Source organism: Streptomyces sp. NPDC045955 (assembly GCF_056430805.1).
Map to the genome: position 1 here is coordinate 12,799 of NZ_JBWKKY010000011.1, position 12,176 is coordinate 24,974.

At 72.2% G+C, this 12,176-nt stretch carries 12 protein-coding genes; 4 read left to right on the plus strand and 8 right to left on the minus strand.

Going from position 1 to position 12,176, the window contains the following annotated elements:
• Positions 1 to 7 precede the first annotated feature (7 nt).
• A complete protein-coding gene (locus tag AC07F0_RS23080; RefSeq protein WP_478981448.1) occupies positions 8 to 769 on the plus strand; it encodes a CDP-alcohol phosphatidyltransferase family protein in 762 nt (253 codons plus the stop codon).
• A gap of 12 nt (positions 770 to 781) precedes the next feature.
• On the opposite strand, the gene AC07F0_RS23085 is transcribed toward AC07F0_RS23080, so the two are convergent.
• A complete protein-coding gene (locus tag AC07F0_RS23085; RefSeq protein WP_478981449.1) occupies positions 782 to 1,162 on the minus strand; it encodes a winged helix-turn-helix transcriptional regulator in 381 nt (126 codons plus the stop codon).
• Positions 1,163 to 1,284: 122 nt separating this feature from the next.
• On the opposite strand from AC07F0_RS23085, the gene AC07F0_RS23090 reads away from it, so the two are divergent.
• Complete coding sequence (locus tag AC07F0_RS23090) at positions 1,285 to 1,686, plus strand: RidA family protein (protein WP_478981451.1); 402 nt, start codon at positions 1,285 to 1,287, stop codon at positions 1,684 to 1,686.
• A gap of 65 nt (positions 1,687 to 1,751) precedes the next feature.
• Here the strand turns inward: AC07F0_RS23090 and AC07F0_RS23095 are convergent, their stop codons facing one another.
• Positions 1,752 to 3,251: an ABC transporter substrate-binding protein gene (locus AC07F0_RS23095; protein ID WP_478981856.1), complete on the minus strand. Its 1,500-nt coding sequence runs from the start codon at positions 3,249 to 3,251 to the stop codon at positions 1,752 to 1,754.
• 166 nt (positions 3,252 to 3,417) lie between these two features.
• On the opposite strand from AC07F0_RS23095, the gene AC07F0_RS23100 reads away from it, so the two are divergent.
• A complete protein-coding gene (locus AC07F0_RS23100; protein WP_478981453.1) occupies positions 3,418 to 4,377 on the plus strand; it encodes an ATP-binding protein in 960 nt (319 codons plus the stop codon).
• Between the two features lie 44 nt (positions 4,378 to 4,421).
• Complete coding sequence (locus tag AC07F0_RS23105) at positions 4,422 to 4,814, plus strand: SCO5389 family protein (RefSeq protein WP_478981455.1); 393 nt, start codon at positions 4,422 to 4,424, stop codon at positions 4,812 to 4,814.
• Here the strand turns inward: AC07F0_RS23105 and AC07F0_RS23110 are convergent.
• From AC07F0_RS23110 to AC07F0_RS23135, 6 genes are all read right to left on the minus strand, one after another.
• Positions 4,801 to 5,676 carry an alpha/beta fold hydrolase gene (locus AC07F0_RS23110; protein WP_478981457.1) on the minus strand — a complete coding sequence of 292 codons (876 nt, stop codon included), beginning with the start codon at positions 5,674 to 5,676 and terminating at the stop codon, positions 4,801 to 4,803. The two genes, AC07F0_RS23105 and AC07F0_RS23110, sit on opposite strands and share 14 nt — an antisense overlap.
• 144 nt (positions 5,677 to 5,820) lie before the next feature.
• Positions 5,821 to 7,863, minus strand: coding sequence for an elongation factor G (gene fusA / locus AC07F0_RS23115; RefSeq protein ID WP_478981459.1), 2,043 nt, complete (start codon positions 7,861 to 7,863; stop codon positions 5,821 to 5,823).
• Between the two features lie 341 nt (positions 7,864 to 8,204).
• Positions 8,205 to 9,119 (minus strand): YceI family protein, encoded by a 915-nt coding sequence (locus AC07F0_RS23120; RefSeq protein WP_478981461.1) that lies wholly within the window; start codon positions 9,117 to 9,119, stop codon positions 8,205 to 8,207.
• 139 nt (positions 9,120 to 9,258) lie between these two features.
• Positions 9,259 to 10,101: an SDR family oxidoreductase gene (locus AC07F0_RS23125; protein ID WP_478981463.1), complete on the minus strand. Its 843-nt coding sequence runs from the start codon at positions 10,099 to 10,101 to the stop codon at positions 9,259 to 9,261.
• A 25-nt stretch (positions 10,102 to 10,126) separates the two neighbouring features.
• A complete protein-coding gene (locus tag AC07F0_RS23130) occupies positions 10,127 to 11,245 on the minus strand; it encodes a maleylacetate reductase (protein ID WP_478981465.1) in 1,119 nt (372 codons plus the stop codon).
• A complete protein-coding gene (locus tag AC07F0_RS23135; RefSeq protein WP_478981467.1) occupies positions 11,242 to 12,111 on the minus strand; it encodes an intradiol ring-cleavage dioxygenase in 870 nt (289 codons plus the stop codon). Before AC07F0_RS23135 ends, AC07F0_RS23130 begins: the two co-directional genes overlap by 4 nt.
• Positions 12,112 to 12,176 lie beyond the last annotated feature (65 nt).

A 12,176-nucleotide genomic window follows, 5' to 3' on the forward strand; every position in this document is an offset into this window, starting at 1 on the left:
GTGTTCGGTGGCCCTGAACAACACTTACGACGCGAGGCTCGTACAGCAGGAGACCGCCGTGGGGGCGGGAGCGCAGATCCTGCTGCTGGCCCTGATCGGTACGGCGATCGGGATGGGCCCGGCGGGCTGGCTGACCGGCCTCGCGTTCGCGATCGCCACCTGGGCGGTGCTCTCCCGGGCCCTGCACCGCTCCCGGCTGCGCTCGTTCGGCGCGGCGAACCGGGTCACCCTCGGCCGGGCCACCCTCGTCGGCGGGGTCACCGCGCTGGTCGCGGACTCCTTCCAGAGCTCGCCGCCCGTGTCGCTGCTCGTCGGTCTGACGGCGGTGGCGCTGATCCTCGACGGTGTCGACGGCAAGGTGGCCCGCCGCACCGGCACCTCGACCCCGCTGGGCGCGCGCTTCGACATGGAGGTCGACGCGTTCCTGATCCTGGTGCTGAGCGTGTACGTGTCGATGCAACTGGGCCTTTGGGTCCTGCTGATCGGCGGGATGCGGTACGTATTCGTCGCCGCCGCCCGCGTCTGGCCCTGGCTGACCGCCGCGCTCCCGCCGAGTACGGCCCGCAAGACGGTCGCGGCGCTCCAGGGCGTGCTTCTGCTGCTGGCTGGCGCGGGTCTGCTGCCGTACGCGGCCACCTTCGGGGTCGCGGCCCTGGCTCTGGGCCTGCTGGTGTGGTCGTTCGGACGGGATGTGCTGTGGCTGTACCGGACCTCGCGGGTCGAGAAGGCCCCGGCCCGGCGGCAGGTGCGGGAACTGGTCGCGAGCTGACGCCCCGGCCGGTCAGGCGTCGAACCGGTCGCGGGCCGACTCGATGTGCCCGAGGTACTCATGGGTCCAGCCGCAGATCAGGTCGACGGTGGCGCGCAGGGCCCGGCCCGGTTCGGTGAGCGTGTACTCGACCTTCGGCGGCACGGTGGGGTGCACCTTCCGGACGACGAGGCCGTTGCGCTCCAGCATCCGCAGGTTCTGCGTGAGCATCTTGTGGCTGACGCCCTCGACCTCGTCACGCAACTCGCTGAAGCGCAGGGTGCCGTCACCTAGGGCCTCGATGATCAGCAGCGCCCACTTGTTGGCCACGTCCGAGAAGATCTCCCGTGCCAGGGAGTCGGCGCGCCGCAGGTCCGCGTTCTCCGGCAGGTCCCTCAACTGCTTGGTCACCATCTGGTTCCCCAGTCACTGAAAAGTGCGTTCTTCCAGGTCGGCACAGACTCTCCTACGGTTTCCGAGTAACCGCAAGAGAGCGTGTGTTCGCGCTCGACCAAAGGAACGGAAGGACGGCAACCATGACCACGATCGATGTCTACGACCACGCCATCCCTGCGGAGAGCCACTTCGGCTACGCGCAGGCGATCAGGTCCGGCGATCTGATCCATGTCTCCGGACAGCTCTCGTTCGACGAGGCGGGCGGCTTCGACCCCGAGGACGACGTCGCCACTCAACTCGCGGGGACCTACGCCAACATCGACAAGGTGCTGGCCCACTACGGTGTCACGCGCAACCAGATCGTCTCCCAGACGCTCTACGTGGTGGACCTGGTGAAGAACGCCGGCGTGATCGCGGAGGGCAACCGCGCGTACTTCGGTACCCACCGCCCGGTCAGCACGGCCCTGGGCGTCACCGAACTCACCTTTCGCGGGCAGGCGGTGGAGATCAGCTGCGTGATCGACACGAAGCTGCCCGCCTGAAGCGATCTGCCTGAAGCGATCTGCCCGAACTGATCCGCCTGGACTGATCCGGCTGAACCGATGGGTCAGCGACGCGTCCCGGCGTCCACCAGGGCGCGCTCGTACGGGTCGAGGCGAACGCCCCAGACCTCGGGGGCGACGCCGGCGATGATCTGCTGATGGGCCAGCGGCACGACCGCGTCCGTGCCGAGGACCGCGGCCTCGGCGGCCATGGCGGCGCCCTGTCGCTCGCCCGTGCCGTCGGTCCCGTCGGCCTTCCGCACGGCCCGGTCGACGTCCTTGTCGCACAGCAGGGCCAGGTTGTAGCCGCCGTCGCAGGTGTAGTCACTGGCGAGGATGCCGACGGGGTCGCCGGTGTCGAGCAGACTGTTGCGGGCGCCGATGAACGCGTCGAACTCGCCGGCCAGGGCGTCGCTCTCCAGCCGTGAGTACTCGCGGACTTCCAGTTCGACCGTGAAGCCGGCCTTCTCGAGCTGCTGTTGTACGACCTGGGCGACCTCGGGGAGTTCGGGCCGGTTGTCGTAGGTGGCGAGGGTGATCCGCGTGCCGTCGGGCCGGGCGGCGTCCGCGCGCCCCGTCGGCTTCACCCGCTTGCTCCCGGCCCAGGTGACGGCGGGTCCGTAGATGCCGGCGCCCGGGTCGGCGTACCCCTCGAAGACGCCCTTGACGATGACGGATGAGTCGATCGCCTCCCGGGCGGCGGCACGCAGCTCCGGGTCCTTGAAGGGGCCGGTCCTGGTGTTGAGGTGAAGGCTGGTCGTCCGGGTGGTACCGGCTTCCTTCAGGGTCTCCTTGTCGAGGGTGGCGGCCTGGGCGACGGGGATCGCCTCGGTGATGTCGACGTCCCCGGTGCGCACGGCGTTGGCGCGCGCGGTGCCGTCCTTGACGAAGCGTGCGTCGATGCCGGAGGCGTGGGCGCGGCCGGCCCAGTAGTCGTCGAAGCGGTCGAGGGTGGCGGAGCCGCCGCTGTTGACCTTGGTGATCTCGAAGGGCCCGGTGGCGGTGCCTACGGGCGTGGCGGCGCCCTTCCCCGCGTACGCCTTCGGGGAGAGGATCGCCAGGCTCGGGCTGGACAGGCGCATGGGCAGGACGGGGTCGGCCGCGCCGGTGGTGATCCGGATGACGCGGCTGCCGTCGGCCTCGGCGTCGAGGGCGACACCGGCGAGGGCGGCGGGCACGGGCTTCGCCTTCGTGGCGTGGGTGAGCGCGTCGGCCACGGCGGTGGGGGTGACGTCCGTGCCGTCCTGGAAGGTGGCCTCGCGCAAGGTGAACCGCCAGGTGCGGTCGTCCTCGCGGCGCCAGGACTCGGCGAGCGCGGGGGTCGCGGCACCGTTGGCGTCCAGGGCCGTCAGGCCCTCGGTGACGCCGAGCCGGCTGAGGAGCGTGGCGTCGGCCCCGTAGGGCGAGAAGTTCTCGGCGGGCGGGAAGGCGAGGGCGACGCGCAGCCGCGAACCCGGCTGTCCGCCGTCCGACGGCGACTCCCCCGGCGGGGAGACGAAGCAGCCGGCCAGGCCCGGGACGAGGACGAGGGCTGCGAGGAACCGGAACGAACTCTTGATGCTCACATCACGCACTTGCACAGGATATGCATCAAGGCCGACGTCGGCCGATCGGGGCCCCGATGCTCGGACACCACCGCAAATCCCGAATGGAGCAGGCGATTTGACAGCGGCGACGATCACTCCCTAAACCTAACCACATGACATCCATTTTCAAAAAGGACGAGCGGTCGTGAGGGTCGCGTTCGTCGGCAAGGGCGGCAGCGGCAAGACCACGCTGTCGGCCCTCTTCTCCCGCCACCTGGCGCGCTCCGGCGCCCCGGTCCTCGCCATCGACGGCGACATCAACCAGCACCTGGCCGAGGCGCTCGGCGAGGAGGAGAAGTCCGCTCCGCCCCTGGGCGAGCACCTGGCCGAGATCAAGGACTTCCTGCGCGGCACGAACCCACGCATCACCTCCCGCGAGGCGATGATCAAAACGACTCCCCCGGGACGCGGCTCGCGCCTGCTGCGCCCACTCGGCGACGACGCACTGCACGCGCGGCACGTCGGCCGGGCGGGCGGCGTCCCGCTGATGGTCACGGGCGAGTTCGACGAGTCCGACCTGGGCGTGGCCTGCTACCACTCCAAGCTGGGCGCGGTCGAGCTGTACCTCGGCCACCTGGCCGACGGCCCCGGCGAATACGTCGTGGTCGACATGACGGCGGGCGCGGACGCCTTCGCCTCCGGCCTGTTCACCCGTTTCGACATCACCTTCCTGGTGGCGGAGCCCACCCGCAAGGGCATCTCCGTCTACCGCCAGTACCGCGACCACGCGGAGCAGTTCGGCATCCGCATCGCGGTCATCGGCAACAAGGTGACCGGCGAGGACGACCTCCTCTTCCTCAAGGAACAGGTGGGGGACGACCTCCTGACCCACCTGGTCCACTCCTCCTGGGTCCGCGCGGCCGAACAGGGCCGCACCGAGGGCGGCCTGGACGCGCTGGACTCCCTGGAGCCGCACAACCGCCACGCCCTCACGATCCTGCGCGAGGCCGTCGACTCCCACCCCCGCGACTGGGACCGGCTCCACCGCCACGCCGTCGAGTTCCACCTGCGCAACGCCCGAGCGTGGGCGGACGCCCGCACGGGCGAGGACCTGGCCGCCCAGGTCGACCCGGACTACGTCCCGGGCACCCCGCCCACCACCTGACACCCTCCGGCCCCCACCCCCGACCAGACAGGACGACACTCCCCATGTCTCTCGACGTCTCCCCGAAGCTCCTCGCCGAAGCCGAGCAGGGCGACATCCGCGAGGAGGACTTCGTGGACACGGTCCGCACGTCCCTCCCCTACGCCTACGACCTGATCGCCTCCCTCGCCACCGAACTCCACGACGGCAAAGCCGACTTCACCGACAACCAGACCCCTCCCCCGTCGGAACAGGAGCGCGGCCAACTCCTGCGCGCCCTCGCCAGCGACGCGATCCGCAGCAGCCTGGAACGCCACTTCGGCATCACGCTGGCCTTCCAGAACTGCCACCGCGTGGCGGCGTTCCGCCCGGAGGCGCGGACCGGGGAGAGGTACGCGCGCTTCACCTCCGCACGGTCCCAGATACTGAACCAGTCACCGGAGTTCAGGGACTGCTGACAGCGCTGCCATCCCCATCGCCATCGCCCAGAAAGGCCGCCACGGCCGTCACGAACCGCCCCCGGTCCTCCAGCCACGGAAAGTGCCCCGCCCGGCTCTGCACGACCAGTTCGGCCTTCGGGAACAGCCCCGCGTACTCCTTCATCACGCGCGCGGGCGCGGCCACGTCGTACTCCCCGGCGAGGACGAGCACCGGTGAGGCACTCGCGGCAAGAGCGTTCCGGGTGCCGTCGGGGTCGAAGGCGCCGTCGGAGGCGTACAAGGCGGCGGCTTCGTCGTTGCGCTGTCGCTGCTCCGCCGCGCGGAAGGCCCGGGCCTCGTCGTCCCACCGGCCGTACCAGAACGGGGCGACGGCGTCCCAGTCGCCGGCCGTCGCGCGGCCGGCCGTGATGGCCTCCAGGGACGCGTACGCCGGGGCGAACCACGGTTCTCCCCGGCGCAGGCGTGCCGTCTCCAGGCGGTCCTCGGCGGTGATGCCGAGGCCGACGGCGAAGACGCTGGGCGTGATCAGGGCGAGCCGGCCCACGCGGTCCGGATGACGGGCCGTGTACAGCGCGGCGAGATTCGCACCGGCGGAGTGCGCGAGCAGATCCAGCCGCTCCAGCCCCAGCTCCTCCCGCAGCGCCTCGACATCGTCGACCTGCCGGTCACACCGGTACGACGCCGTGTCCCGCGGCACCGCCGAACTGCCGGTGCCCCGGAGATCCAGCCGGATCAGGCCGCGGTGGGCGGTCAGACCGCCCAGGTCCCCGAGGTAGACCGAGTCCTGCATCGGACCACCGGGGAGACAGACCAGGGGCGGTCCGTCCCCCGTCACGTGGTAGACGAGGGTAGAGCCGTCGGGAGCGGTGAAGGTGGGCATGGGGGCGAGGTTGGCAGGGGGCGCAAGGCGGGGCAAACGAATATCCGCCGGGCGTCAGCCGCCCAGTGTGCCGTCGAGGGTGGAGTCGTACCCGTGAGCGTGTCGGGCCCCTCCTCTTCCGGGGAGGGGCCGACCGCCGTCCCGCTACCGCGCCGGCGTCGCGACCGGCGCCGGCGCGTAGCCGGTGGGCCGGGCCGTGAAGGTGCCACGGCCCTGGGTGCGGCTGCGCAACCGGGTCGCGTAGCCGAAGAGTTCGGCCAGCGGCACGGTGGCCGTGACGACCGCCGCGCCCGCGCGGGTGACCGAGCCGGTCACCCGGCCGCGCCGGGCGGCGAGGTCGCCGAGGACACCGCCCACCGCGTCCTCGGGCACGGTCACCGTGACCTCGACGACCGGCTCCAGCAAGGCCATCGCGCAGGCGCGCAGGGCCTCGCGGAGGCCGAGCCGGCCGGCCGTGCGGAACGCCGTGTCCGAGGAGTCCTTCACATGGGTCGCCCCGTCGGTGAGCGTGACGCGCAGGCCGGTCACCGGATGCCCGCCGAGCGGCCCCTCGGCGAGAGCGTCCCGGCAGCCGGCCTCGACCGCCCGGACGTACTCCTGCGGCACGCGTCCGCCGACGACGGCCGAGCGGAACACGAACCCGCCCTCCTCGTACGGCTCCACGTCGAGCACGACATGGGCGAACTGGCCCGCCCCGCCGTCCTGTTTGACGTGCCGGTAGACCAGAGCGGACACGCCCCGGGCGACGGTCTCGCGGTAACTGACCCGGGGGCGGCCGACGTTGACCTCCAGACCCAGCTCGCGCCGGAGCTTCTCCACCGCCACCTCCAGGTGCAGTTCACCCATGCCCGACAGTACGGTCTGCCCGGTCTCCGGGTCGGTCCGCACGACCAGCGAGGGATCCTCCTCGGTCAGCCGGGCCAGCCCGGACGCGAGCCGGTCGGTGTCGCCGGCCTTTCGGGACTCGACCGCCACCGACACCACCGGCTCGGGCACGCCCGGCGGTTCCAGCACGAGCGGGGCGTCCGGCGCGCACAGGGTCGAGCCGGCGCGGGCCGACTTGAGCCCGGCGACGGCGACGATGTCCCCGGCGACCGCCCGGTCCAGCGGCGTGTGCCGGTCGGCCCGGACGCGCAGGATGCGGCCGATGCGCTCGGTGCGCCGCGCGCTCGCGTCCCACAGGGTGTCTCCCTTCTCGATCGTCCCGGAGTAGATCCGCAGGTAGGTCAGCCGTCCCGTCGGGGTGGCCTGCACCTTGAACGCGAGGGCGGCCGGCGGGGCCGCCGGGTCGGCGGCCCGCTCCCGCTCCTCGCCCTCGTGGCTGCCGCGGACCGGCGGCACGTCCAGCGGCGACGGCAGATAGGCCACGACCGCGTCGAGCAGCGGCTCCACACCCCGGTTGCGGTACGCGGATCCGCACAGCACGACCACGCCGTCACCGTCCCGGGTCAGGTCCCGCAGCGCCGAGGAGAGGGTCCGCGCGCCGAGCGTGCCCGTGTCGCAGAACTCCTCCAGGGCGCCCGGATGGAGTTCCGCCACGGCCTCCTCCAGCGCCCGGCGGCGCGCGAGGGCCTCGTCCCGCAGGTCGTCCGGCACCGGCGTCTCCTCGAAGACGTCACCGTCGGCCCACCGCAGGGCGCGCAGGCGTACGAGGTCGACGACGCCGGTGAAGGCGTCCTCCGAGCCGATGGGCAGCTGCACGACCAGCGGGGCCGGGTGCAGCCGCTCCCGGATCGACGCCACGGCCGCGTCCAGGTCGGCACCGGCGCGGTCCATCTTGTTGACGAACGCGATCCTCGGTACGCCGTGCCGGTCCGCCTGCCGCCACACCGACTCGCTCTGCGGTTCCACCCCGGCCACCGCGTCGAACACGGCCACGGCACCGTCGAGCACGCGCAGGGCACGCTCCACCTCGTCGGCGAAGTCGACGTGCCCCGGAGTGTCGATCAGGTTGATCCGGTGACCGTCCCAGGCGCAGCTCACCGCTGCGGCGAAGATGGTGATGCCCCGGTCCCGCTCCTGCGGATCGAAGTCGGTGACGGTCGTGCCGTCGTGGACCTCGCCGCGCTTGTGCGTGGTTCCGGTGGCGAACAGGATCCGTTCGGTCACGGTGGTCTTGCCGGCGTCGACGTGGGCGAGGATGCCGAGATTGCGGACGACGGCGAGCGGGTTGTGGTTGATGCGCACGGCCCAGGGCCTTTCGAAGCGTTCAGGAAAGGGGCAGCGCGATTACCGGGCGAGGCGGGCCTGGCGACAAGCGTGCACAGCCTGCCGACTTCACGCCGGCAAGCTGTGCGCAGGGGCCTTTCAGACGTTCGTCCCGGTCATCCGGCGCCCGCCGCGCAGCGGGCACCGGAGCGACGAGGACACGAGGATCACCTCGTAGCGCGGCAGGGAGACGGTGGCAGCGGTGCGGTCACGCATGGCCGTCTCCCTTCGTTCGTCACGACGGTGCGCCGCAGCTCAATTCGTGGGCGGCGCCGGGTACTCGGCGAGTGTAGGGAGGATGGGATGGACCGGGCCAGGGATTATTCCGGTGGGGTCGGTGTGTCGTGGGTCCGGTACATCGCCTGGACGTCCAGCTCCAGCTGGACGGTCGGGCCGACCACGGCGATGCCCCGGGCCAGCATGGAACGCCAGTTGAGGGTGAAGTCTTCGCGGTGCAGCTCCGCCGTCGCCAGGGCGGCGCAGCGCAGTTCCTGCCCGTAGCCGCCGTTGACCGTGCCGAGGTAGGTCGTGTCCAGGGCCACCGAGCGGCTGACGCCGTGCATCGTGAGGGAGCCCTGGAGCGTCCACTTGCTGCCGCCCCGGTAGGCGAAGCGGGCGCTCGTGAAGTCGATGTGGGGGAAGCGTTCGACGTCCAGGAAGTCGGCGGACCTCAGGTGGTTGTCGCGGGTGGTGTTGCCGGTGGTGATGCTGGAGGCGTCGATACGGACGTGCACGCGGGAGTCGGTCATGTCCGGGGCGATCCGGATGCCGCCCTCGAAGCGTTCGAAGCGGCCGTGGACATGGGCCATGCCGACGTGCTTGGCGATGAACCGGATCGCGGTGTGCGGCGGGTCGAAGAGCCAGGTACCGGGCGTCGGCAGCTGGAGCGCCTCGGCGGGCTGCAGCCAGACGCGCTCGGTGGCCGTCGGGGCGCCCGGGCCCGTCTCGATCGTCTCGCGGTGCGGACGCAGGCCCTGCGCCGAGATGAGCAGGCTGTACCGGCCGGGCGGCAGCGCGGCGAGAAAGTAGCCGTACGGGTCGGTCGTGCCGCGGGCCGCGACGCGGTGGGTGTCCAGCGCGGTGACGGTGACGTCCGCGGCCGCCAGGGGCGTGCCCATCGGGTCGACGACCTCGCGGGCCACGGCGCCCGCGCCTGCGGGGAGGGGGAGGGCGAGGCCCGCCGCTGCGGCGGAGGTGTTCTTGAGCCACCGGCGCCGGAGCAGTGCGAGGGCCATGGTGGTCACCTTTCTTCGGGTGTGCGGCCGCACGGTCAGCGATTCAGCGCATGCCGACGGCCGCACCTTGCTGCGGTCACACCCCCCTTGTCGATCTTGACGGGCCGGGTTCCGGTGCGGGTGTCTCAATACGAGACAGTCAGGACTGCCCCTTGAAAACGCCCGCGTGTTCGGCGGCCCACCGGGCGAAGGGGCGCGCAGGGCGGCCGGTGACCTTCTCGACGGTGCCGGAGACGGTACGGCCCACCTCGGGGGTGTCCCCGTACGTCATGAGCAGGAAGCCGATGACGTCCTGTGCGAGACCCGCCGCCCGCCACTGCGCGACGGCCTGCTCCTCGGTCAGCTCGACCAGGGTGATCTCCCGGCCGACGGCGGCGGCGATCGTCTCCACCTTGTCACCGACGGTGAGCACTTCGGGGCCCGTGATCACGTATTCCTGGTCCGCGTGTCCCTCTTCCGTGAGCGCGACCGCGGCGACGGCGCCGATGTCGCCCTCGTGGACCATGGCACTCAGCCGGTCCACGAACGGCTCTCGCACCTCCCCCGAGGCCACGATCCCGTCCGCCCACTCCAGGGCGTTGGCCATGAACTCCACCGGCATGAGCACGGTCCAGTCCACGCCGTCGTCGGCACGCACCGCGTCCTCCAGCGGGGTGGGCCCGCCGCCGTGCAGCACGGTGACGCGGCGGACCCCGGCGGAGCGGGCGAGCTGAAGGATCCGGGGGCCGGTCTCCAGCGGGCTGAAGGCGGCACCGCCGAAGGTGATCAGATGGAGGCCGGTGACGCCCTCCAGCGCCGATGCCAGGCCGTCAGGTGCGGTCAGGTCGCCCTCGACGACCTCGACGCCGGCCGGGAAGGCGGCCTTCGACGCGTCGCGCGTCAGGGCACGCACCTCGTGCCCCCGGTCGAGCAGCTCGGCGACGACCTGACGGCCGACGGTTCCCGTGGCGCCGGTGACAAGAATCCTCTGCTTCCGAGTCATGCCCCGACCCTAGGAAGGCTTGCGGTCACCTTCTGTCCGCAAGCCCGGAGTTCGGCGGGCCCCCTTCGAACGCCGCGAGCAGTACGCCCCGCACCCCCTCCGCCGTCACCTCGCGCGGGTTGGCGTACGGCTCGCCCGCGACCCGGGCCGCCGCCGGTGCCAGGTCGGCCTCCTCGAGGCCGAGTTCGGCGAGGGAGCGCGGTGCGCCCAGGCTGCCGGCCAGGTCCCACAGGGCCCGGGGGGCGTCGTCGGCACCGAGGGCCCGTCGCAGGACGGCCAGCGCCTGCGGGGCGGCGGGGGCGTTGTGGGCGAGGGCGTGGGGCAGGACCACGGTGTGGGTCTCGGCGTGGGGCAGGCCGTACATGCCGCCGAGGACGTGGCACAGCTTGTGGTGCAGCCCCATCGTGGTCGCGCCGAGGCACGAGCCGCACAGCCATGCCGCGTACAGCGCCCGGCTGCGCGCGTCCAGGTCCTCCGGGCCGGCGGCCAGGCGTGGCAGCGCGCCGGCCATGGCCCGCACGCCCTCCTCGGCCATGACCGAGACCAGCGGCGAGGTGTCCGGGGCGTAGAGCGCCTCGACGGCGTGCGCGAGCGCGTTGACGCCGCTGGTCACGGTCAGCGGTACGGGCAGGGAGAGGGTGAGCCTGGGATCGTAGACGACGCTGCGGGGCTGGACGACCGGGTCGCGGCCGGTGCGCTTGGTGCCGTGCTCGGTCAGGCCCCACACGGGCGTCATCTCCGAGCCGGAGTAGGTCGAGGGCACGGCGATCAGCGGCAGTCCGGTGCGCAGGGCGATCGCCTTGCCGAGGCCGATCGCGGAGCCGCCGCCGACCGCGACGCAGCCGTCCGCCCCGGCCGCCCGTACCGCCGCCACGGCCCGGTCGGCGTCCTCGACGGGGACGTGCATCCGGGCCTCCGCGTGGACCCCGACGCAGGTGTCGCCGAGCGCGTCCGCGACCGCCCGGGCGACGGCTTCGCCCCGGCTGCCGCAGACCACGAGCAGCCGCCGCAGACCCAGGCGTGCGGCCTCGCCGGGGGTCGCGGTGACGGCCGCGCCGGGCCGGAAGACGACCCGCACGGGCCGGGTCTCGTACGAGAAATCGCTCTGGAAGCTCGGGAAGCTCTGGTAGCTGGGGAACGTCATGCGGCACGCTCCAGGACGAGGTCGAAGCGGGCGTGCCGGAAGGGGTTCGGTACGCCGAACTCCCGGGCCAGGGAGGGGTCGTCGGTCTCCGGGAAGTCCTGGACCAGACTCTCCTTCACGGCGAACACCGCGTCCGAGTCGAGGTAGTCGCCGCCGGCCACGAAGATGTGCGTGGTGACGGGCGTGTGCCCCTCGGCCGCGGCGATGAAGTGGATGTGCGCGGGGCGGTAGGGGTGCCGCCCGGTCGCGCGCAGCAGCCCTCCGACCGGGCCGTCGGTGGGGATCGGATACGGCGCCGGGACGCAGGTGCGGAACCAGAAGCGGCCCTCGGTGTCGGCGGTGAACAGCCCGCGTCCGTTGCCGGCGGGCTGGACCCCGGGCTGCTGGACGTCGTAGAAGCCCTTGTCGTCGGCCTGCCACACGTCGACGACGGCGCCGGGCAGCGGGGTGCCGTCCTCGGACCGCACCCGGCCGCTGACCACGCATGGTTCGCCCCCGCCCACGAGGTCGATGTCGTCGCCGAGGGTGCGCACGGGCGACTCGGTCATGTGGAAGGGGCCGAGCACGGTCGACTCGGTGGCGCCGGGCGCGCGGTGGCCGTTGACGGTCTCCACGAGCATGGACAGCCCGAGCACGTCCGACAGCAGGATGAACTCCTGCCGGGTGTCGGTGCAGGCCTGCCCGGTCGCCGTCAGAAAGGTGATCGCCCGCTCCCACTCCTCCTGGGTCAGCCGGGTCTCGCGCGCGAAGTCGTGCAGGTGGCGGACGAGGCCGGTGAGCAGCTCGCGCAGCCGCGGGTCGGCGGTTCCCCGGAGGCTGGCGAGGGCCTGCTCGGTGACGCCGGTCCCGGTCGCGTCGGTGGTCATCGCGGCTCCTCGTCGTCGAAGTTCGCTGCTGCCCTTGCTTCCATGATTGCGCGCTGCGGTGCCTC

Excerpts from the sequence above, each read along its gene's own strand:
- AC07F0_RS23110 (WP_478981457.1), bottom strand. The coding sequence starts at position 5,676 with ATGCCCACCTTCACCGCTCCCGACGGCTCTACCCTCGTCTACCACGTG.
- AC07F0_RS23125 (WP_478981463.1), bottom strand. The coding sequence starts at position 10,101 with ATGACTCGGAAGCAGAGGATTCTTGTCACCGGCGCCACGGGAACCGTC.
- AC07F0_RS23130 (WP_478981465.1), bottom strand. The coding sequence starts at position 11,245 with ATGACGTTCCCCAGCTACCAGAGCTTCCCGAGCTTCCAGAGCGATTTC.
- AC07F0_RS23090 (WP_478981451.1), top strand. The coding sequence starts at position 1,285 with ATGACCACGATCGATGTCTACGACCACGCCATCCCTGCGGAGAGCCAC.
- AC07F0_RS23105 (WP_478981455.1), top strand. The coding sequence starts at position 4,422 with ATGTCTCTCGACGTCTCCCCGAAGCTCCTCGCCGAAGCCGAGCAGGGC.
- AC07F0_RS23135 (WP_478981467.1), bottom strand. The coding sequence starts at position 12,111 with ATGACCACCGACGCGACCGGGACCGGCGTCACCGAGCAGGCCCTCGCC.
- AC07F0_RS23085 (WP_478981449.1), bottom strand. The coding sequence starts at position 1,162 with ATGGTGACCAAGCAGTTGAGGGACCTGCCGGAGAACGCGGACCTGCGG.
- AC07F0_RS23120 (WP_478981461.1), bottom strand. The coding sequence starts at position 9,119 with ATGGCCCTCGCACTGCTCCGGCGCCGGTGGCTCAAGAACACCTCCGCC.